Source organism: Geobacter psychrophilus (genome assembly GCF_056821595.1).
In genome coordinates, this window is the sequence record NZ_JBXDTU010000004.1 from 4,578,675 (window position 1) to 4,601,779 (window position 23,105).

General features: G+C 57.4%; 13 protein-coding genes and 1 tRNA gene. 5 read left to right on the forward strand and 9 right to left on the reverse strand.

Translation table 11 applies throughout. The features are described 5' to 3' along the window. Window positions 1–23: 23 nt before the first annotated feature. From ACOCF6_RS23825 to ACOCF6_RS23865, 9 genes are all read right to left on the reverse strand, one after another. Window positions 24–4,511, reverse strand: a complete 4,488-nt coding sequence (locus ACOCF6_RS23825; protein WP_482463000.1) for a choice-of-anchor Q domain-containing protein — start codon at window positions 4,509–4,511, stop codon at window positions 24–26. Window positions 4,512–4,579: 68 nt separating this feature from the next. After that, window positions 4,580–5,602 carry a cadherin-like beta sandwich domain-containing protein gene (locus ACOCF6_RS23830; protein WP_482463002.1) on the reverse strand — a complete coding sequence of 341 codons (1,023 nt, stop codon included), beginning with the start codon at window positions 5,600–5,602 and terminating at the stop codon, window positions 4,580–4,582. Between the two features lie 36 nt (window positions 5,603–5,638). Further along, window positions 5,639–5,881, reverse strand: coding sequence for a phage tail protein (locus tag ACOCF6_RS23835; RefSeq protein ID WP_482463004.1), 243 nt, complete (start codon window positions 5,879–5,881; stop codon window positions 5,639–5,641). 33 nt (window positions 5,882–5,914) lie between these two features. After that, window positions 5,915–6,157, reverse strand: coding sequence for a phage tail protein (locus ACOCF6_RS23840; RefSeq protein WP_482463005.1), 243 nt, complete (start codon window positions 6,155–6,157; stop codon window positions 5,915–5,917). A 45-nt stretch (window positions 6,158–6,202) separates the two neighbouring features. Further along, entirely contained in the window at window positions 6,203–7,399 is a 1,197-nt protein-coding gene (locus ACOCF6_RS23845; RefSeq protein WP_482463007.1) for an ABC transporter substrate-binding protein, read from the reverse strand. Window positions 7,400–7,501: 102 nt separating this feature from the next. Further along, the gene (locus ACOCF6_RS23850; RefSeq protein WP_482463009.1) at window positions 7,502–8,326 is read right to left on the reverse strand and encodes a hypothetical protein; all 825 of its coding nucleotides are present in this window, start codon (window positions 8,324–8,326) and stop codon (window positions 7,502–7,504) included. Window positions 8,327–8,386: 60 nt separating this feature from the next. Next, window positions 8,387–10,666 carry an IPT/TIG domain-containing protein gene (locus tag ACOCF6_RS23855; protein WP_482463011.1) on the reverse strand — a complete coding sequence of 760 codons (2,280 nt, stop codon included), beginning with the start codon at window positions 10,664–10,666 and terminating at the stop codon, window positions 8,387–8,389. A 247-nt stretch (window positions 10,667–10,913) separates the two neighbouring features. Continuing rightward, entirely contained in the window at window positions 10,914–13,961 is a 3,048-nt protein-coding gene (locus ACOCF6_RS23860) for an Ig-like domain repeat protein (RefSeq protein ID WP_482463013.1), read from the reverse strand. A 781-nt stretch (window positions 13,962–14,742) separates the two neighbouring features. Further along, the gene (locus tag ACOCF6_RS23865; protein WP_482463015.1) at window positions 14,743–17,967 is read right to left on the reverse strand and encodes an AfsR/SARP family transcriptional regulator; all 3,225 of its coding nucleotides are present in this window, start codon (window positions 17,965–17,967) and stop codon (window positions 14,743–14,745) included. 232 nt (window positions 17,968–18,199) lie between these two features. On the opposite strand from ACOCF6_RS23865, the gene ACOCF6_RS23870 reads away from it, so the two are divergent. The 5 genes from ACOCF6_RS23870 (at window position 18,200) to ACOCF6_RS23890 (ending at window position 23,097) form a co-directional block, all read left to right on the forward strand. Next, a complete protein-coding gene (locus tag ACOCF6_RS23870; protein ID WP_482463017.1) occupies window positions 18,200–20,692 on the forward strand; it encodes a glycogen/starch/alpha-glucan phosphorylase in 2,493 nt (830 codons plus the stop codon). A 20-nt stretch (window positions 20,693–20,712) separates the two neighbouring features. Beyond that, the gene (locus ACOCF6_RS23875; RefSeq protein ID WP_482463438.1) at window positions 20,713–22,068 is read left to right on the forward strand and encodes a replication-associated recombination protein A; all 1,356 of its coding nucleotides are present in this window, start codon (window positions 20,713–20,715) and stop codon (window positions 22,066–22,068) included. A 71-nt stretch (window positions 22,069–22,139) separates the two neighbouring features. After that, window positions 22,140–22,661, forward strand: a complete 522-nt coding sequence (locus ACOCF6_RS23880) for a ferritin (protein ID WP_482463019.1) — start codon at window positions 22,140–22,142, stop codon at window positions 22,659–22,661. A gap of 1 nt (window position 22,662) precedes the next feature. After that, window positions 22,663–22,893, forward strand: coding sequence for a DUF1450 domain-containing protein (locus tag ACOCF6_RS23885; protein ID WP_482463021.1), 231 nt, complete (start codon window positions 22,663–22,665; stop codon window positions 22,891–22,893). Between the two features lie 127 nt (window positions 22,894–23,020). Next, window positions 23,021–23,097 (forward strand) — tRNA-Arg (locus ACOCF6_RS23890). Window positions 23,098–23,105: the final 8 nt, after the last annotated feature.

Here is a 23,105-nt window from a genome sequence, read left to right on the forward strand (position 1 = left end):
TCTGAAGCGACCTTCGTGCGCCCCTACTTCATCATGACCCCCTTCACCCTGATTCCCCGCATAACCACCTTGCCCCCCTTGACGATCACCTTGCCGTCCAGAACCGTATACCCGGTGATGCTGCCGAAGCCAGAGGCATAGCCCCCTTCCACCCGGATCGCAGCTGCCTGGTCGAAGGTGACGTCACCGCTGAACAACAAATCCAGCAGCAGGATTGAGTCACCCTCGGTAGCGTCTGCTAGGGCATCGGCAATATTCAGGTAGTACGCGGGAGTGCTGCCGGTCATGCGCCGCACGAAGTATTCCTGGAAGGTGGCGGCGACAGCGTGATCCACGGTGACACTGGGGATGTTGTATTTGTTGACCACGATAGCCGCAAACACATCTTGGTCATTATCCGTCAGTGCTGCGGTGTACCAGCCGCTGTCGGGTGCTAGTGTGCAGACCGACGGGGTACCTGATGTCACAGGCGAATCGCAGGTGATGCCGCCGCTCCCTAGGGTGACGCTGCCGGTGACGATGCAGGTGGGCGGAGCGGTGTTAAACAGATTGAAAGAGACGCCAGTGGTTCCAGCAGCGCTGGCGGTAACGCTGTAAGAACCAACGGTACCGTTGGCGGTTACACCCTGGGAAACAGCACCGCCGGCAATGGTAGCGGTACTGCTGGCGGGACTGGTGCTGGGTCCTGAACTGGGGGCGGTGAAGGTAAGTACACCGCCGTTGACCGGTTCACCGGGAAAATTGGCCGTAATGGTCAAGGTCAGCGGCGCAGTAAAAGGTGTACCGGCCACTGCGCTCTGACCGTCACCACCGGTTTTAGCCAGCGAGAATCCCCCGGACTCGAAGGCGCCGATGTCGCAGCCAGCCAGTTGTGGACGGATCAGCCCGCGCTGGTCGGTGGCGGCGCAGGTGGCTGGATCACCGGCATCGATGGCCGCTGAACCGGGGAGCAGCGCCATGGTCTGAATCACGCCGCCATGCCAGCTGATCGGAGTCAGTAGTGGGTCGGCCGAGAGGTTGCCGGTGCCGGCATAGCCACCCTGTACGATGCTGTAGCTAACATTGAGGGTACTGGAGAAATTAATAATCTCTCCGCCGCTGTTGCCCCAAAAGATGCTGTTACGTACTGTTGTGTTGCTATTCTCTGTACCATACATTCCACCGCCGAGTTCGGCGGCGACATTGGCACTAACGGTACAGTTAGCCAGCGTCGGATTGGCACTGAAATTCGCTATTGCTCCGCCGCCGATTGCTGAGTTGCCGCTGAAAGTGCAGTTGGTAATTGTCGGACTGGAAACTACATTGAAAATTGCTCCGCCTAAATAAGCGTGATTGCCGCTGAAGGAGCAGTTGGTTACTATCGGATTGGCAGAATCTTGATTGTGCATCCCTCCGCCATTGGAGGCAGCGGAATTGTTACTGAACACACAGTTGTTCACTAACGGGCTGGCGCTGACATTGTACATCCCACCGCCGAGAGTATTCTGGTAAGTTCCGTTGGCATTGCCGCCGGTTATGGTGACGCCATCCAAGGTAGCACCGGTAGCACCAGTAACCACATGGTAGGAGTTGTCGCTGGAATCCTCCTGAGTACCAATGTCGCCGCTCAGGATGGTGACATTCGTTGTCCAGTTGCGCTCTTCCCGGGTAGTTTCGCTACCGTTGAAGCCGCCGTAGAGCGCCACGCCGGAGACAAGCTGAAAGGTTGCACTGCGGTCGGTGCCTACAGTCGGCGTATAGGTGCCCGCCTTGACCCGGATCTCCTGTCCGCTGACCGCATTGGCCAGGGCAAAACGAAACTCGCAAGCGTTGCCCCAGGTGTCGCAGAAGCCGCTGGCCGCGCCGCCGGGCGCAGCGTACAGTACGCTGTAGACGCCAACCGTAACCGGTGAGCCGAAGACCGCTGAAACATCCCCGGCAGCATCCTTTACCCAGGGGTAGAGGGTGTAGCTGCCGCTGCCGGGAACGGTATAGGAGGTCGGTGCGCTACCGCTCCAGCCCGCATCTCCGGCAGCCGGCGGGGTGTTGGTGGTGGTGATCAGGTAGCCGGCAACACCTGCGCCAACGTCGCTGGCGATAAATTCAGAGATAGCAACCGAAGTGCCGCTGGAACGAGTGGCAGCAACAAATGAAGCGACGCTCGTGGTACTGACACACGGAGCTGTTGTGAAGGTCAGGTCTTCGCCGGTGGTAGTGCCGCCGCTGCTAACCCCGTTGACCCGGAAGTGATAGGTGGTGCCACCGCAGGTCAGGCCTGTTATGGCCGTGGAAACAGCTGTGTTGGTGGATCCGGTTACCGAACTCGGAGCCGCGGCGAGCCCGGTAGTTGTATAACTGGCGGTCAGGCCGTAATCAAAGGTAACGGTGGTGCTGTAACCGTTGGCGTTGATCGTGCCGTTCAGGGTCGCCCCGCTGGCGGTAATGCCGGAGGCAGCAGTAGTGGTTACAGTCGGTGCGGGCATCACGACAAAAGTGGCGCCACTGGTGGGGGCAGCAACGACACTGTTTCCCGCCAGGTCGGCGCCGACTGAGAGCGACACCGTGGCGACGCCGCTGCCGGCAGCGACCGTATGGGCATAGGTATACACCGAGGCACTGCTTCTGGTCATGGTGGTGGCGGCCAGGGTATTGGCGCCGGAGATGACGATCTGCGGAACCGGAGCAGCAGCCATGGCCTCGCTGAAGGTGGCGGTGATGGTCACGCTGTCACCTGCCTTGTACGGACCGGCCGGCGAGTACGATATGGCAGCGGTCGGAGCCACACCGTCCACCATGACAGCTGCCGTGGAGGCGACCGCATTCAGGGTCAGGTCGGCGTTATCCGCATCCGCGTCCCGTAACGTGCCGCCGTTGGCGTTAAGTACTGTCCCGACTGTTATGCCATTTGAATCAGCACCCCCGCTGGCCACGGTATAGCGGAAGACCAGGGCCGTTGCTGTACTGCTACCCGGCTGATAGGTAGCCTGCACTGTGCCGCCGGTGTCCAGTGTGACCGGCAGGGACGGAGTGCCGCCTGCCACCGTTACCGCCTTGTTGAAGGTGACTGTGAAATAAAGATTGTCGCCGCTCTTATAGGTACCATTGGCCGGAACTGCAACGGAAGTAACATAGGGGGGGAGCGGAAGTTTCTTGACCCTGATCCAGTTCTGATACAAGGGATAATCGGTCGATTCTCGCCACACGGCATAGAGATCGCCGTTGAAGCTGGCGAGTTTTGGCTGATACACTGAATTTGTGGTCGTTCCGTTCAGGCCGGTGAAAATGTTGCCATCGATCATGGTTCTGCTCGTGCCGTCAAAGCTCGCCACGCGAAGTTGCTGAAAATAATTATTGGATCCAGCCGGGACTTCCGCCGCCTCGCTCCAGGCCGTATACAGGAGATTGTTGTGTACGGCGGTCGTAGGGTAATACGGGGCATTGGTAATGTCAAAGTTGAGCAGACTCCTGCCGTCGCTGCTCCCGTCACTGCTCCAGGCAGTGCCGTTAAATTTTTTGTAGCGAAGTTCACTCGTAGCGCCCCAGGTTGGATCGTTATAGGTAATTTCCGACCAGATCGCATACAGCGCCCCGTTGTAGGCGGCCAGGTGTGGGTCAATGGCATCCCGGTTGATGGGGTCGATGGGGCTGGGTGGGTCGTAATTCAGACCGGTGGCGGCGCCGCCATCCACGAACGTCCAGGTTCCTCCAGCCGGGTTATATTCCTTGACGCGCAGTTCCGAACGGACATTGGCCTCGTTCCAGCCGACGTAGAGTTTACTGTTGAACCAGGCCATCTGGATGGGACTACTTTGCGCGGCATCCTTGTTGACGTCAAAGTTCAGACCGGTATTGCTGTTGCCGTCGATCATCTGCCAATCAGGACTGACGCTGGTATCCAGCTGAGCCACGCGGATATTGTAATGACCGATGCTATTGGGCCACTCCATCCAGGAAACATAGAGTTTGCCGTTAGCAGCCAAAAGCGACGGACTGGTGGCCTGCGCGTTGAACATGTGGTTGATATTTGCCCCTGGATAATCGTTGCAATGAGGATGGGTATCCGGGCAAGAACCTATGGGATCAAGGACGATATTGTAATTGTTGTTGTTGTAATTACTCCAGGTTGAACCGTTATACCGTTTTATCTGGATCCTGGAGTTGCCCCACAAGCTGTCATAGTCCACATACGCAACGTACAGAGAGCCATTGTAGGAGGCGAGCGCTGGCTGAACCTGGTAGATAGTGGTCCCTTCCACCAGGGTTGCGCTGCTGCTGCCGGCATCGCTCCACGATGTGCCGTTGTATTTCTTGATCCTGATACCCGGCGGGGATGGGAGTGATTCGTACCACGCCACATACAGTTCGTTGTTGTGGAGTGCGGTAGTCGGGAATTGGGGAAAGGCGGCGTTATTCGAACTGAGACTGCCGCCATCGACAAACGACCAGTCGGCCGCATGCGCCAGGCACGCCCCTCCTGCACATATACCGGCCAACAGGCCGATAATCATCACAAGCGCTCTGCATGTTTTCATTTTTCCACCTGCTTTCTCTCAAATGGTTGAAGCATCCGGTAAGATCTCACCGCTCCAGGTCATCCGTTTCAGGCAGCCCGTGTCACGGTAATGATGTAAGTGCCGGTTGTATAGCCGCTGCAACTGACTGCAACCGTAATGGTGTTGCTCCCCACATTCATGCTGAGTAATCCTGATTTGATGCCACTCGCCACCGGGGAGCCGTTGACTGTAATGCTGGCACCGGCAATAGTGGTGGAAGGGGCTACTTTCACCGTTGCTATGCCATTGGCTACAGTAATTCCGTACCCGTTGATATCTTTAGTGAACGGAGGGGTAAACGTGAGTCCCTGATCACGACTGTTGAAAAGCAGCAAACCGCTCAAGGTTGCCGTTTGGGCAATACCCGGCCTGACCACGGTGATGTTATAGGCTACTGTCATGGAACGGTCGACTGACGTCACCGTTACCGGGATAGCATTGTTGCCCGTATTCAGTGTAATCGTCGCTGAAGGCTGGCCACTGGCCACCACAACTCCCTTCACCTTGATCTCCATGCCAGCCGGAGCGGCGGGGGTAATTTGAATGCCCCCTGTTTCGCTCCCTACGTTGACCGTATAATTGTACAGCGCTTGTCCAAAAACCGGTGAAAGCGTCCAGTTGACCGGTATGAGGTTTGTCAGATACGGGGCGTTGGCGGCATCGTACACCTCGAATTCCAAGATGGCGGCCAGGCTGCTATTGACACTGAGTCCACTGGTGACGTAAACCCGCGCATAGCGAACCTGCCGTGCGGTCACGGTTCGATCAACAACGCTGGAGCTGTTGTTGACAATACTGTCCATATCAAACCAGGTGCTGTTGTCCAGACTCCCCTGGAGCTTGAAATTCGACATGTTGTAGCCAGTCGACCAACCGCTCCCCCCCGGCATTTTCACCACCCACCTGTTGATCCAGTAGACGGCGCCCAGATCGACCCCCATCCAACAGGGGAGACCGGTGGCCATCCAGCGGTTGAGAGGTGTTATCAAACCGTCCACCGCCCGTGCCGGCAGATAGGGGGCAATGGATTTATTGGCGAATGCGGTTTTATTGAGTGCAAGATTTGACATTGCGTTAACTCCTGAACGGAATGAGGTCTCTGATTATTAGGGCTGCGTCGGGAAAAGCCCATCCCAGCAGATAAGAAAGTGGGTCCCGGGGATTGGTTCAGTCCCCTGCAGGTTGGGAACGGCAAAGGTATTCATGCCGTCCCCGCCGTACTTGTTGCCGATCAGGGCAAAGAGCACATCGTATTCCATAATGTTGAGCATCTGGCCATTACAGTACAGCCACCCGTATGGTGCAAAGGTGTAGGGGAATAATTCTACGGTCCCTATGAAATAATCCATTCTGTATTCCTCCTGAATAATGCGTCTACGCTTCTAGGCCCGGCTTGGGAAGATGCCCACGACACAGATACAGTAGCGCATACCCGCCTGGGGAGAGGCATTGGTCAGGTTGGGGAGACCGAAGGTGGTGGTACCGTTACCACCAAACTGAACGCCGATCAGGCTGTAAAGCGCACTGTACTGGCTAATCTGCAGGGTCTGTCCTTCACAAGCCATCCAGTAATTCGGGACAAAGTTAAACGAGAACAAACCGATCTGTCCTATTAGATAATCCATTGTAAATTCTCCTTTCCTAAGAGCTCAACTTGTTACTTTAAATAATCAAACGCAGAGATAGGCGTTGCTCCAACCACTTTTTGCACAATCCATGGAGCGGTCCGGAAGTTTTGGCCATGCAGAGAGATTCGGCAACTTTTTCAGCACGACATTTCTCCCGGCACGAACCTCCCTGAGATACAAGGGGGCATCGGCATAGCCGGTTCCATGGTTCATGGACAACTCACCCCTGGGTCCAATGAATCTGGCGCTGCGCAGGGCACGCGCCAGACCTTGCCCGGAACCGCTGAACCTTGTGGTGATGATTGTGGCGGTTTCATACCCCAGCACGGCAAACAGGTCGGCTTCTCTGCCGATGGCGCTGGCATAGGCCGTGCGGAAAGCGATATTCTCCGGGGTTGCCAGACCGGGCGCCCAGGTGAGGCAGCTCCTGATGCCGAGGGCCGCTGAGCCCATGGCAGGCAGCAGCGCCTCATCCACCATGAATGGCGCCGCAGCGAGCGGCAGCACCCCGGCCAGTCCGGCTTCGGCATAAGACCTGACAAACTCAACGGCAGACTGGCCGCTGTACATTGCGTAGACCAGATCCGGCTTACACTCACGGATAGTTGCCATCAGGGCGTCCAGTTCACTTTTACTGTCGGCAATGTGGAGGGTACCACTACGAACGATCTCCCCTCCCGCGGCCTCGAACCCGGCCCGGAAGGCATGGGTTGAATCGTAACCGCTTTCATAGCTGGAGCACGCGATGAAGGCCCGCTTCCCCAAATGTTCGGCGGCCCATTCCCCCATGGCCCGGCTGGCCTGCCAATAGCCCCAGGAGTTGTGGCTGATCAGCGGATGCTCCTCATTCGCAGTCGGGATATTGGCACCGCCTTCCAGATTGATGAACGGTGTGCCGCTCTTTTTCAGGCTTTCCAGCAGTCGGGGCTGGCTGAGCGGATTGAGGAACCCGGCCAGAATATCCACGCGTTGCCCCGAGAGCAGCTCTGCAGCCCCGGTCAGGGCTCGACCGGGAGAGCGCCCGGCATCCGCTGTCAGCAGGTTGACCCTGGTCCAGCCTGCCTCTGCGAACTGCAGCTGCATGCCGGCGACAAAGTTTTCCCCCATGCGAGGCGCCAGAGCCGAGCGGGGGGAAAGAACCCCCACTGTTATAGCTGGATTCCGGGACAAGAATTTTGCGGCATGGGCCTGCAAAGGGAATGTCGCTACCCCCCCCCGCAACCAGACCAACTGTCGCAAGAAATTTTCTCCGGCTCATTTCCATTTCATGGTATCGCTTGTTCACCATAACCTCCTGTTCAGATCAATTCAGCGCGTATAAAAAATGGACTTCAGCTGTTGTTACCCATCAAGTTGCGCAGCATTGCGACTCGCGCTCCGTAGCCGGGCAACCGCCGCGATTCTTCCCGGATAATCGAACTCTTCGGGCAGCAGAAGCGGCAAGGCAATGGTTTTTTCTATACAGTCTCGCACACTCTCACCCCAATCACTGCCGCTGCACGCCCCGACCCCTTGTGCCGCCAGTGCGTGAATCAGTAGTTCCTGGCCCCAGAAATAGATGCAGTCGGCCTGCACATGTGCCTGCATGCAGCGCACGTCCGCCAGGGTGTGCGGTTCTTCCAGACAGCGCCAAATATCGGCATAGAGGAAATCAACAGGTTCATCCGGCAGCCAGGTAAGCGCATCGTTCTGAATAATGCGGACCTTTGCTGTGATATCAGCCTCCAGCCCGTCCAGAGCCCCCGATACAAGGAACAGCTCGATCACTTCCGGGTCGCGCTCAATAATGGTTACTTTCTGTACTTTAGAATTCAGGGCACAATTGACCGCCACCCAACCCATGCCGAGCCCCATCACCACCGTGTTGCCAAAGGCGTTGCGGCATCCCAGCTCCTGGCTTTCAATCTCGTGGGGAGAAAGGGACATCCAGGTTTCCCATTTTTCTCCGTCACCGCGGCTGTCACGCATCAGCACCGGCATCCCCTGCACCCCCCACAAGCCGCTATGGTAGCCACGATCCAGGCAGAAACCGGTACGAGTCAACTTCCAGCGGCCGATCTGACCGTCATGGTAGCGGGGCATATACAGGTCTGAGCTGTACATTGTCACGCCGACTGCATCAGCCAGTACTGCGGCGTGTTCGGAAGTGCTTACAGGTTGGTTCATGACAGCCACGCTCCGTTAAAAATATCTGAGAGTTTATCGCAGATAACCAGCAAGACAAATCTATTGCTTGATCCTTAAACGCTCCACCGTCAGCCGCCCGGCCTGGATCTTGAGCCAGCCGTTGATGGTGCTGTAGCCGGTCCGGTCCGTGTCGCTGAAGTCCGGGGTAGTGAAGCCGCCGCGCAGTCTCAGGCTGTTGCTGTTGGTCATGGTGGCGGTTTCGGTGAAGAGGCCGGTCTGGGCCAGGATCTCCGTGTCGAGCACCGGATATTCAGGGGCTGGCGCCGCATTTAGTGCGGCTCCGATGGAGTAATAGGGTGTCTGTAGTCCGGTCACCATTACCGTCGGATCCGGCGTGAAGCTGGCAGCGACCGACTTGCTGCCGTCCATGAGAAGACTGGTGTATGGATTGAGATTACCGTTGATAGCGCCTGTCCAGGCTGTAAAGGTCGAGTGCGGGTCGGCGGCAGCGGTCAGACTGACGGTGTCGCCGACATCGAATATGGCATCCGTACAGGAGGCGCTACTGCAGGTATAGCTGGCAGTGCCATTGGAGCTGGTGACGGAGCCGCTGCCGCTGATGCCTACTGTCAGCTGCACATTGGCGCATTGGCTGCCGCTAAAACCGGAATTGCAGAGGCAGGTATCCGGTGACGAGCAGATCCCGTGAGCGCTGCAGACGGACGGATCTGTAGTGGAGACACCATTGCAGAAAAATGTTGTGCACTGTACGCCGGAATAGCCGGTAGCACATAAGCAGGTATCCGGACCGGCGCATGTCCCGTGACCGTCGCAGACAGACGGATCTGTTGCGGAGACACCATTGCAGGAAAATGTTGTGCATTGTACGCCGGAGTAGCCGGTAGCACAGATGCAGGTATCCGGACCGGCGCATGTCCCGTGGCCGCCGCAGACAGACGGATCTGTTGCGGAGACACCATTGCAGGAAAATGTTGTGCACTGTACGCCGGAGTAGCCAGTAGCACAGATGCAGGTATCCGGACCGGCGCATGTGCCATGACTGCCACAGACAGACGGATCTGTAGCGGAGACACCGAAGCAGACCGGTGTGTCGCAGGCAGCGCCTGAAAATCCCGGTGCACAGGTGCACACATTCGGGCTGGTGCATGCGCCGTGAACGCAGCTTGGGCTACAGACCAATGGATTTACCGTTACCGTAATCGTCCGGGTGGCTGTGGCCGTGCCATCGCTGACCTGCACGGTGAAGCTGTCACTGCCGCTATAGCCACCGGTGGGCGTGTAGGTTATGGTGCCGCCGGGGGGTATGTCGGCGCTGCCGGAAGAGGCCGTGGCCGGAAAGCCGCTCAGCGAGCCGTGGTTTGGTGCACTTGTTACCGTCCAGGTCTCGGTCTGGCTGGCATCGGGGTCGCTGACATGCAGCAAACTTGTTATATTGTTGGAAGTTGAATTCTGGTTGACTATAAGGGTGGTGGTGACTCCGACAAAGGTCGGGGCGGTGTTGTTTGTATAGGTATACCCGCCAGCCAGCGTCCCGGTTTGCGTATCCGGATTGGTCACAACCACATTCTTTGCCCCTGCCGTCCCTGCCGGGGTGATAGCGGTGATTAACGTCGCACTGTTCCAGGTCACGCCGGTCGCTGCTGCTCCGCCGATGGTCACTGTTGCTCCGTTTACAAATCCGGTCCCGGTAATGGTGACACTGGTGCTACCGACCGTTGCCCCGCTGGTTGGAGAGATTGAGGTAACGTTAGGCGCAGGCAAAAGATAATACTGGAAATCATCCCATATGGGGTCAAAGACTGTGTCCGTGGTTGAAGCGATGCGCAACTCGGTAATACCGGCCCATGAGGTACCGGGTACGTAGGGGGTCCAGGTCATCCCCGCCCCGGTGCATACGCTTACGGGTTGACTGCCACTATCAAATATTATGGTGCCCACCCCGTCATACCCTCGATAAGTGACATTAGTCGCTTGGGTAAAGCTGCATACGCTTATCCCTTTGAAGGTGAAAGTGCCCCCCCCGTTTCTCGTAATGTCCAACTCGCGACCGGTAAGGGAGCCTTGAGAATCGGTGGAGAGATTTGCGGAATCCGCAACTCCGCCGGAATTCCACCAGTAGACATCGCTGACAGGAGTTCTAGCCAAGTTCCGGTAGGTGTAGACGAACGAACCGTACGTGCCCGGATTAGGCCCGAGAGTAGCCATACCGCTGGTGAATGGGTCACTCAGAGGCGCACCGGGATTGGCAGTGTAGTTGTCCGTTATCGCCAGGGCAGAGGAGGTGATGAACGTCAACAGTAAAGTCACGCACGATACGAACAGACGGGGATGTATCCATAATGAAAAGGATGTTAACATAGAGCGCCTCCTGGCAAGGGTGCAGCGTATTGAATGCGTATGGTTAACGGCAGTAAACGGCTGCTGTGTGCCGTTGTCTATTCGTACTTAATTAATGGGGTCGCGTCTCAACTGCCTACAGGATCAGCTCGTTATCTTCCTGCCACGTCTTGAGCGTATCGTGCTACGACAGCCAGCCCCGCGGCTCTTCGTGCGCCAGTGTCAGCACATCGAGGCAGATATCGAGGACCGTCCGGGCGATGCACGTTTATTTGACCTTGATCCCCTTCACAACCATCTTGCCACTCTTGACAGCTACCTTGCCGTTCAGCATCGTATAACCGGAAATGCTCCCGAAGCCGGATAAATACCCACCTTCCAGCAGCACCGATGCCCCCGGCCGGTCAAAGGTTACGCACCCGGGATAGAAGATATTCTGCAGCAGGATGGTGTCGATGTTCAGCGCCGCGTCGAAGGCATCCTGGAGATGGGTATAGTAACTGGTGGCAGCCCCGCTCTGCCGCCGCACCAGATACTCCTGATACGTGGCTACAACCGTATGGTCCGATGCAACAGCAGGTATGGTGTACCGGTTGTTGCCGTCTATCAGAGTGGTCACATCACCGCCGTTGTCCATCAGACCGGCAACATACCAGCCGGTGTTGAGGGTAAGCGTGCAGACCGAGGGTGCACCGGACGTAACCGGAGTGGGAGTACAGTTGATGGTTCCTCCCTGACCGAGCGTGACGCTGCCGGTGACGGTATGGGTCGGCGGTGGGTTGACCGTTTGGGAAAGAGCCTGTGAGGTGGAAGGATTGTAGGTGTTGTCGCCGCCATATTCCGCTGTGATGAAATGGCTCCCCTGGGTCAGTGCCGAGGTGGTGCAGACGGCGGTATCGCCGCTGATAGCAACTGCCAAGCAACCGTCGATGAGGGCACCATTATCCTTGAAATCCACCGTGCCGCTGGTGACGATGATGCCGCTGGTGACGATAGCGCTAAAGGTAACCGGGGCGCCTGCCAGGGACGGATTGATGCTGCTGTTAAGGGTAACAGTGCTGTAGCTCTTGTTGACAGTGAAACTGCCGCCACTGGTGGGGGTGGCGGTGATCAGGTTGCCCGCCAGGTCCCTGCCTGCCGAGAGGGTCACCGAGGCGCTGCCGTTGCCGCCCCCTACCAGGTAGGTGTAGCTGTATTGGGTGGCCGAAACTTTGGTCATGTTGGTGGCAGGAAGCGCACTGCCGCCGGTTATGGCGCTGACGGCAATCTGCATGACCGGGCTGTCGGCGATCGCCTTGCTGAAAGTGGCGGTGATGGTGACCGCATAACCCTTCATATAAGGGCCGGCAGGGGTATAGCTTATGGCCGCCGTGGGCGCAGTGTTGTCAAGAGTGTAGATGTTGTCGTTGGTCCCTGTAGGGGTCGTGTTGGCAAGGGGGTTACCCGCACTGTCGGTGATGTTCTGACTGCCGGAAAAGCCGAGGGTGACGGTGCCGTTGAGACCTGCCAGGTTGCCGCCGGAGACAGTGACATAGCTGACGGTGTGTTCCGCTGAAGTTACTCCGGAGCCTATGAATGAAGTGACGTCGGTAACCATGGCGGTGGTGCCGGAGACGGAGAAGTCATCGGTGCTCAGGTTGCTGACCACTTCGCTGAAGGTTATCAGGAACACCAGGCTGTCGGCGTTGGTAACGGCGCCTGCCGGGGTGCTGCGATTGATCGAGGTGACCCTGGGGGCCACGCTGTCGGTGATGGTGATGGAGAATGCAGTGCTGGCGATGCTCCCCCCTGCCCCGTCGCTCACGGTGAAGGTAAAGCTGTCAGCACCGATCTGAGAGACGGATGGGGTATAGCTGATGCGATTGTTATCGACATCGTCCTGGGTAAAGGTGCTGGCAGCACTCAAGACAGCACCATTGTTTTTTAACGTACCTTTGGTTGGTGCCGTACCAATCGTGTACGTCAGTGCAATGGCCGCCTGTTCCGCGTCGGTCGCCTGCAACATGGCAGTGGTGATGGTAGTCTGGCCGGCGGTCTGGGCCGTGGTGATGGTAGTCTGGCCGGCGGTCTGGGCCAGAGTGGCACCGGTATTATGAGTCAAAGTCGGGGCAGTGTTGACCACAGTAAAGCTGTGCAGCCAGAGATCACCGGTACGGCCGTTGATAAACAGGATTCCTTTGGAATATCCGGTGACCGTCTCCATCGGGATATAGCCCGGTTGATAGGTGGCGCAAGTCCAGTTCGGGTCATTGTCATCCGTGATGCACCAATTCCAGTAGGCGTTGTCCAGGTTTGTCGCGCTTTGAGCCACTACCCCGCTATTGTCGTAGCGGACCCCGTAAGCGGTGGTGTAGGTGTTGGTCGCGTCGCTGCTAGTACTGTTATCAAAAGCGACGAAGCCGCCATCGCCGAGTGACCTGAAGCTCGGCCAGGATACGGAGCTTGAATCGCTGTATGAGCCTGCGGCCGTCACTGTCCCCGTTGGGGTAACCTTCTTGAATTGATAGGTGCCGGCTGCATCCCTATAGGCAACCATAAAATTGTTGTCGGTCAGCCCCAAGACTGTTGGTAAGGCCATGGAAAAATTTACATTGTCGTAGGTCCCGATGGGAAAATGCTGGGACGAGCCAACCGTAACCTGTGTTCCAGCGTTGGTATACAGGACACCGTACAGATTCGCATTGTTGTTGCAACTATATGCGGCCATGAAGTTGCCGTTATGGTTGGCACTCAGAGTGGCGCCGTCATTGGTTGCATCCCCCGTAATGCAGCTGCCGGAACCGGTCTTCTGGATCGAGCTCTCACTGGTGACGGCGGTGCCGCCCGGCTGCATGATGCGCAATAAACTGGAGAAATTGCTGTCAGCAGAGCTGTAGCTGAACGCCAGATTGCCGTTGGAAAGCTCGACCATTGATCCGCAGCTGTTGCCGGAACTTACGGGGGTCAGTGTGGTGGCAATCGTACCTGTGGCACTCAGGCGCAGGAAGGAGAGACGGGTGGAGTCGGCAACCACGCAACCGTTTTCATTGCCATTAACAACAACGACGACTTCGCCATTGGCAATGGCGTACATATTTATATACGTAAAATTACCGTTGTTCCGAGTGCCCAATACAGTACCAATACCAGTCTCGTATACCTGGTTACCACTGGTGTCGACTACTTTTACCGATGGCGTGGCCGTCCAGACGTTCCGGAGCATGGCGATGTTGCCGTTGCTCAAACCGACGATCTGCTGCACGCCGCTCCCGTTCAAACCGGATATCTTAGGAGAACTAACCGGGTCGATGTAGGCGGCCGAAGACGGCCCACTCATGCAGAATACTGTCAGCATTATCAGGCAAATGCACAGAATGTACGGTCTAAACCAGTATGTGGATAATGCCGCCTTATTTCCTCCCTTTCCCCCATCTTCGCACCCGAATAACAGTTTCCAACATACTGTTTTCACACAATTCATCCTATTGCCCCTCCCATATATCGTAAACGGCCGAATCGTATAGCGGCAAAGCGACGACTAAACCTGAACTGAAGAAATATACCACCATTTGTGTCGGCTGCATTAAAGACGACCACCAACGCTGCTCCCGCGTATCTGCGCGCCAGGATCCGCCACCGTGCAGACAACATTACTGAAGTACACCGCAATGCCATCCCAGTCGTGAGGGTACGCTTATCAACGGGACGCGCTCTCAATCGCTTGATGTTCCTGACATGGTCATTGCGGTAGCTGTCTACGGCCTAATCTTCAGCCGCTCAGGGATAGTTATAAACACTTCCTAGTTTTGTTATTTCTCCGCCTGCCCCGCTTGCCCGCACCACGGTTTAACACCACTGCCAGCTCGTCGCTGTCGGTAAACGGCGTCCGTTCCCCGCTACCGTCCAACGCCTCCACCAGGCCGGTAAGCTTCCTCGGGTCCTCCGGATCGGTCCGGTAGACCCGAACGATGTAACTTTGTGCTGTCGAAAGTTCGGTCATAGTGAAAAAAGTCTAGCATTAGGTTACCCACAGATAACCCACAGATTGAAAAACATTCCGGAATTGTATTGAGCTACTGAGTCAGTTTAGTGTCGAGGAGAGAGGAGTTCAGGAGTTGTTACTGGACAATGGCGGAATATACGGCGGTGGTTTCCGGCGAGGGAGCAATACCAAGTTCGGAATGGAGCAGGCTTCGGCAGCGCTGGTAGGTTCTGACCAGATCGGCGTGGTTGCCGAGCTGGCGCTGACAAATCATCAGACGTCGGTACAGTTCCTCGGCCAGAGGGTCGATCTCGATCCCACGGCCGTAACAATCGGCGGCCGGCTCCCATGCTTCGCTGAACTCGTGATGGCGACCCATCGTGAGTAAGATACGAAGCAACCGGTTCTTCAGTGTCTCGCGGCATGCCACGACCCAGGACAGAACTGTATCTGCGGTGAGAAACGAACCTTTGTACAGGCCAAGGACTTTTGTTCCCAGCGCCGGGACCTGTTCAACGGTTGCATCCCGCATTGCTGCAAACAGCTGTTCCAGCGCCAGACTGTCCACCCAGCAGAGAAGGGAATTGATGGAGAAGTGTCGGTTCTGGCAGAGGATGATATCATCCCGGCCGAGCAATTTACGCAGGCGGCTGATGGCCATCTCCAATGACTTGAGGGCCAGGTCGCCGTCGGCATCAGGCCAGAGCGCATCGGTCAGCCGCTCTCGCGGGATGTCCCGGCCGCCAAAGGCGATCAGCGCCTTGAGGAGTTCCAGCGGCTTTTTCTGTTCCTTGCCGGAGAAGTGCAGCGGCTCGTCATCCCTGAAGATTTCGAACCGGCCGAGGGTATGGATCTTTATCGGGAAAGGCCAATCTTCAAGGCAATCCTTGCCGGAGCTACGCTGCGGCGGGGTCAGCCCAAGTTTCCGCACCAGCCCCTTCACATACTCCGGCTCGATGCGTTCTGCCAGCGCCGTGGCGCACAGGAAGCGCATGACCGCCGGCTGGTAGAATTCCAGGTGAACATAACCGTGCCGCCTGCCCAGCATCATGGCACGGTGCAGTGACAGCAGGCCTTCGGTGCGCTGCCCCTGCTGCAGCAGTATCCATGATTCGACCAGGAGCGCATACCACTCCATGACCTGGCTTTTCATGGCCAGGGCGATGCGAAGGGCCGTTCGCACCAGTTCTTCCGCCTCAGCGGCCCTCCCCAGCTGAAAAGCGGCTTGCGCCATACCGATCTGCCACAAGGCGCGATAGTAGGGGGTTCCCATGCTTTCGGTCCGGCTGGCAACAGCCTCCAGATGTTCGGCGGCGCGGGCAGGGCTGTCGCTCAGCAGCGCCAACCAGGCGGCGTTGACATGATAAAAGAAGAGGTTGAGGGCACTCTCCATCCCGAACATGGAGCGCAGTTGCTGCTGCAAAGAGTTCTCCCCATCTGTCAGATTGCCGGATGCCAGATCCGCCGCCGTCTTGAAACTCCAGAGCAGTGAATCGTACAGGTGGACTCCGCTCTGCGCCGAAACATCCAGCCCTTCCCTGAGGGTCTGCCTGGCCTCCTGGTAGCGGGCGGTGATCCATAACTGAATTCCCTGCATCAGCTTGATGCGGATAACGGCAAAGGGTGATGGCTGACGATGTCTGACCTCCAGAGCGGACCGCTCCAGCAATACGGCATTCTTGTCGTACTCGCCTCGCCAGAGGTGATAGACGCTCATGAAGAATATCGTATCCATCCGGATATCAAGGGATGGCTTCTTCTGCAGCAGGTCGGTTACCCTTTGCAACCATCCCTCTACCCGATGCGATTGATCGGTTTTTCTGATGGTCAGCGCCAGCAGGACCCGGGAAGAGGCGATCAGCTCCACCTCCGGCGCGGGAAAGGCGGGGAAGCGGCGCTGCAGTTCATCGAAATCCGTTAGACAATCGTCCAGCGGCTTCCACTCATCGCCATAGGCATGAGAATCGACGATGCCGGCCCAGGCCAGGTAGCAGCCGGTCGGGTCACCCGTGTCCCGGAATGCTGCCAGGGCCAGTTCCAGGAAAGTTCTGGTGCGGGGCAGATCCATCGGGAACGCGCACATGCCGTTCCAGTACAGCAGCCAGGGATCACGTTCCACCACCTCTGCGGGGATGCAGGCGAGCCAATCGGCCAGGGTCCTGCTTCTCCCCTGCACGAGCAGTGACTGGCCGTGCGCGCACACCATCCGGGCGAGGCCTTCAGGGTTGCCCGATTGACAGTGCAGATGCGCCGCGTCGTCCAGCTCTCCCGCCTGTTCCAGGATCAGCGCGGCCTCATGCCGCAGGGCAGCCAGTGTCTCCGGGATAAATGCCGTTTCCGCGCGGTTCAGGAGGTATTCCCGCAGCAGGGGATGGTACTGGTACTGCTGGTCATTGCCCGACAGCCGGTCAGTAAAGAGGTGGCGACTGTTCAAGGCGGACAGAATGCGGCCGGCATCGGCGCATCCGGTCAGCTGCTTTGCCTGTGGCACGCTGATCGTGGGGAGCAGGGAGCTCTTCAGCAGGAAGTCCCGGATCGCGTCTTCCGTTCCGTTGAAGATCTCATTGGCGAAATAATCAAAAATCCTTTCCCCGGCCATGTCCACGTCCGGAGCATACTCTCCCCCCCCCTGCATTTTCCGTTCTATCATCAGGACCATGCCGGCGGCCCAGCCACGGGTTTTTTCATACATGAGCCGGATGCGTTCCCGATCCAGTACCGGCAGTCGATTGGAAACCAGTTCGCAGGATTCAGGCAGGGTGAAACGTAGATCGTCATATCCAATTGAAGCAAGACACTGGTTGGCCTGCAAACGTGCCAGCTGTGGCGGAGGTTCGCTGCGGCTCAGCACCACGATGCGGACATCGTCCCGGATATTGGCTAATCCGGTGGCGATCATGTCGTGAAACGGACTGGCGGCGGGTACATCCTGGAAGTTGTCAAACACAATGACTGAGGCGGGAGAAGCCTGGGCACCGGCAGTCCGGGGCAGAAGGCGGCTGTAAAGGGTTTCGAAATAACGTCGGGTAAAGGTGGGGATGCCGGCCAGATACTCGGGGGTCAGAAGAGGTAACGCATTTTTCTGGCGCGGCGCAGCCCGTTTGGCCGCCAGCCCCATGTAATAGAAAAAGGTGGCCAGGTCGGCGTCCCCCTCATCACAATGGTACCAGATGCAGGGAAGAGCGCGTGCATCCAGGTAACCGCCGACAAGCGTCGACTTTCCGGAACCGCCCGGCGCGCATATCCAGGTAACCGGTTTTACAAAGGAGTTGTCAAGCAGGGTAAATAGGCGCTCCCGTTGAACAGCGCCAGAGACGACCGGACGGGTTATCTTGGCGGATTTTATTGTACGTGTTGTCATGCTCGCTTGCCGCGTGCCATTCTCAATCCTCACTTTGGAGCACTATTGTAGCGAAACAGAACGATGTTGCAACTGAAAAGAGACCGGCTTTCAGCAGCACGCCATCCATCGAAAATGCACGCCAAAGTCCCGTGCGAAACAGTGCTGTGAAGCACGCTCCGGCACTTGCATTATGTGCGAGGACTCTATATACTTCGCTCCCTGAACAAACATTAATATCGGGGGAAACCACATGAAGAGTGCCGACGCCAATCCCGTCACCCAATCGAAACCGACTGCCGCCGATCTGCAGCGCTCATTCCTGCGCCACCTTCAGTACACCCTCGTCAAAGACAAATACTCCGCCACCAAGGCCGACCTGTACCTGGCCCTGGCCTATGCCGTGCGGGACATGCTGGTGGAACGCTGGCTGGATACCCAGCAGTCCTATTACATCAACGACGCCAAACGGGTCTATTATATCTCCATGGAGTTTCTGATGGGCAGGACCCTGGGCAATAGCCTGATCAACCTGGGGATTATGGACGAATGGGAAACGGCCCTCAAGCAGATGGGGATCGACGTCGAGGAACTGCAGGAAAACGAGTGGGACGCCGGACTGGGTAATGGCGGTCTGGGACGCCTGGCAGCCTGTTTTCTGGACTCCATGGCCACCATGTCACTGCCGGCCTACGGCTACGGCATCCGCTATGAATACGGCATGTTTTACCAGCGCATCGTGGACGGCAACCAGTTCGAGGTGCCGGACAACTGGCTGCGCTACGGCAATCCCTGGGAGTTTGACCGCCAAGAACATCTGCACAAGATCCAGTACCAGGGTCACTGCGTGGAATACAACGGGGAGCAGGGCGAGAAATGCCATTCCTGGGTCGATACCCACGATGTCATGGCCCTGGCCTATGATGTGCCGATTCCCGGTTTCGGCAATGAAACCGTCAACACCATGCGCCTGTGGAGCGCCAAATCAACCCGTGATTTCGAGCTGGAATCCTTCAACCGCGGCAATTACATCGGCGCCGTCGAATCCAAGATGAAGACCGAGAACATCTCCAAGGTGCTCTACCCGGCCGACCACATGCTGGAGGGCAAAGAACTGCGCCTGCGCCAGGAGTACTTCCTGTCTTCCGCTACGGTGCAGGATATCTTCTACCGCTTTGCCAAGAAACACACCGATCTGAGTCTTCTGCCGGAAAAGGTCGCCATCCAGCTCAATGACACCCACCCTACCCTGGCCATCCCCGAACTGATGCGCATCCTGATCGACGACAAGAAAATGCCCTGGGATGCAGCCTGGGATATCGCCACGCGCACCTTTGCCTATACCAACCACACCATCCTGCCCGAGGCCCTGGAAAAATGGCCGGTGGCCATGATGGAATACATCCTGCCGCGTCACCTGCTGATCATTTACCAGATCAACGACAACTTCCTGCGCGAAGTTGCCCAGCGTTTTCCCGGGGATTACGCCAAGACCCGGCGCATGTCGATTGTGGGCGAGGATGGCGAAAAGCATGTCCGCATGGCCCATCTGGCCATTGTCGGCAGCCACTCCATCAACGGCGTTTCGGCGCTGCACAGCGAGATTCTCAAGGATGACCTGTTCCATGATTTCTACCAGCTGTGGCCGGAACGCTTCAACAACAAGACCAACGGCATCACCCAGCGCCGCTGGCTCAAGCACGCCAACCGCTGGCTCTCCGACCTGATCTCTTCCAAAATCGGAGAGGGCTGGATCACCGATCTGGACGAGCTGCGGAAACTGCGGGAATGTGCCGATGACCGTGAATTCCAGCAGCAATGGATCGAGGTCAAGCGCGCCAACAAACAACGCCTGGCCGATCATGTCTTCAAGCAGATCGGCGTCGAGCTGTCACCGGATTCCATGTTCGACTGCCAGACCAAGCGCATCCATGAATACAAGCGCCAACTGTTGAACGTGCTGCACGTCATCACCCGCTACAATCGCATCAAGGCCAACCCCGGGCTGAACATCGCGCCGCGCACAATCATTTTCAGCGGCAAGGCCGCCCCCTCCTATCACATGGCCAAACTGACCATCCGCCTGATCAATGCCGTCAGTGCCGTTGTCAACAACGACCCGGCCGTCAACAAACTGCTCAAGGTGGTCTTCCTGCCCAACTACAATGTTTCCCTGGCCGAGAGGATCTTCCCGGCCTCGGACCTGTCCGAGCAGATCTCCACCGCCGGCACCGAGGCCTCCGGCACCGGCAACATGAAGTACGCCCTGAACGGCGCCCTGACGATCGGCACCCTGGACGGCGCCAATATCGAGATCATGGAAGAGGTCGGCCGCGAGAACATCTTCATCTTCGGCATGACCACCGAACAGGTCAACAGCCTCAAGGCCGCCGGTTATCGTCCCCAGGACTACTATTACCGCAACCAGGAGCTCAAGCAGGCCATCGACATGATCGCCAACGGCAGCTTTTCCCCCGGCGACCCGCACCTGTTCAATGCGATCGTCGATACCCTGCTGGGGGTGGACAATTATCTGCTGCTGGCGGATTACGCCGCCTACATCGACTGTCAGGCAGATGTGGACAAACTCTACCAGCAACCTCTCGAATGGGCCCGCACCTCGATCCTCAACACCGCCGGTATGGGCAAGTTCTCCAGTGACCGCACCATCGCCGAATATGCCCGCGAGATCTGGGGCATCAGTCCGGAGCAGGTCAGCCGTCACAGCCGGCGCGACCTGCAGTGAGCCGCAACAGCCAGACAGACATGCCCGGCCTCTGGGATCAGACCTCCGGGGGGCTGAAAAGCCAGGAGGCCTCAAAAAACGCCCCCCTGGCCGAACGGATGCGCCCCCGCACCCTGACCGAGTTTACCGGTCAGGAGCACCTGCTGGGCGAAGGGCGGATCCTGCGCCGCATGATCGAGACCGACAGCCTCTCGTCCCTGATCTTCTGGGGGCCGCCCGGCTGCGGCAAGACCACCCTGGCCCATGTCATCGCCGCTGAAACAAAATCCCACTTTATCTTTTTCTCGGCCATACTGTCCGGCATCAAGGAGATCCGCGAGATCTTCCGCGAAGCCGAAGGTTATGCCGCCCGCGGCCAGCGGACTATTCTTTTTGTCGATGAGATCCATCGTTTCAGCAAATCCCAGCAGGACGCCTTTCTGCCGTCCGTGGAAAAGGGGCTGGTGACCATCATCGGCGCCACCACCGAGAACCCCTCCTTCGAGGTCATCGCCCCCCTGCTCTCACGCTGCCGGGTCCTGACCCTGCAGCAGCTGGAACCGGCCACCCTGCACAACATCCTGGAGCAGGCACTGGGCGATCAGGAGCGCGGCCTGGGAACACTTTCCCTGACCGCCGATGAGGATGCACTTGCATTTCTGGCACAACAGTCCGGCGGGGATGCCCGTATCGCCCTGAACACCCTGGAAGTGGCAGCTTCGATACTTCAGGGTCAAGGGGAACATCAAACCATAACGCTTGAGGACATCCAGGAAGCGCTGCAGAAAAAGGCCCTGCTCTACGACAAGGGGGGCGAAGAGCACTATAATGTGATCTCGGCCTTCATCAAGTCGATGCGCGGCAGCGACCCGGATGCGGCCCTGTACTGGCTGGCCCGCATGCTGGAAGCCGGCGAGGATCCGATCTTCATCCTGCGGCGCATGATGATCCTGGCTTCGGAGGATATCGGCAACGCCGACCCCCGTGCCCTGCAGATGGCGGTCGCGGCCCTGCAAGCCTTCCAGGTCATCGGCATGCCCGAAGGTCGCATCATCCTGGGTCAGGCGGTCACCTACCTGGCCACGGCGCCCAAGTCCAATGCCTCCTACGCAGGCATCAATGCGGCCCTGGCAGAGGTCAGGAACAGCGGGGCCCTGCCGGTGCCGCTGCATATCCGCAATGCCCCCACCAGGCTGATGAAGGAGAGCGGCTACGGCAAGGGCTACCAGTACGCCCATGACTACGACGAAGGCTACTCGGGCCAGCCCTGCCTGCCGGACAGCTTGAGCGGTCGGAAGTTTTACGAACCAAAAGGGCATGGCTACGAGAAGAACATCGTCGAGCGCATGGCGTGGCTGCGTTCCAAATCCAGGAATAATCAGGATCCCGACACTTGACTTGAAACGGTTATTACTTCAATAATGAACCTGACGGATTTAATCGCTACTACAGAGGAGGCCATACCACCATGATCAGTAAAAAAATGGCAGATGCACTTAATACACATATGAACCTGGAGCTGTACTCGGCACATCTCTACCTTTCCATGTCGTCATGCTGCAATGAAAAGGGGCTCAAGGGGGCCGCCAACTGGTTTTTTGTCCAGTACCGCGAAGAGATGATCCATTTCATAAAATTCTACACCTACCTGGTTGACCAGGGCATCATCATCACCCTGCAGGCCAGCAAGGCGGTACCCAATTCCTACAAATCCCTGCTGGAGATGTTCGAAAAGACCCTGGCCCATGAACAGCTCATCACAAGCTGCATCAACGAGTTGAGCGAACTGGCCGTCAAGGAAAAGGACCATGCAACCCAGATCTTCCTGCAGTGGTTTGTGACCGAACAGATCGAAGAGGAGAATAACGATCGGGACCTGATTGCCAAACTGAAGCTGGTGGGCAATAACGGCCATGGCATCCTGATGATCGACAGTGAGATGGCCGCGCGGGTCTTCGTGGCGCCTCCTGGAACGATACTGGCGGTCTGACATGAAAATTCGCTTCTGCGAACATAACAAGGGCAAAGGCAAGGTCTATCGGCGCCTGACGGAAGAGTTTCCGGATCTGAACATCAAGATCAAGGAGTGCGTCAAGCAGTGCAGTGCCTGTCGGGATAACCCGGTGGCGGTTGTGGATAAAAAGAAGGTGTCCGCCAAGGATGGTGATCAGCTCTACGAAAAGATCGTCGAGCTGATCAGAAAAGAAACAGTGCAAGGATAACAGACCAACGCCGGGCAGATTGCCCGGCGTTGACGTTTCCGGCATGCATCTGGTGCAATTCACGGTTGCCGAGCAGGGCAATTTATGCTAGTGTGCTTTCCCGTTGCCATTGAGGCACAGTATCTACGCGCTCTTAGCTCAGCTGGATAGAGCAATAGCCTTCTAAGCTATAGGCCGCTGGTTCGAGTCCAGCAGGGCGCACCAATAAAAAC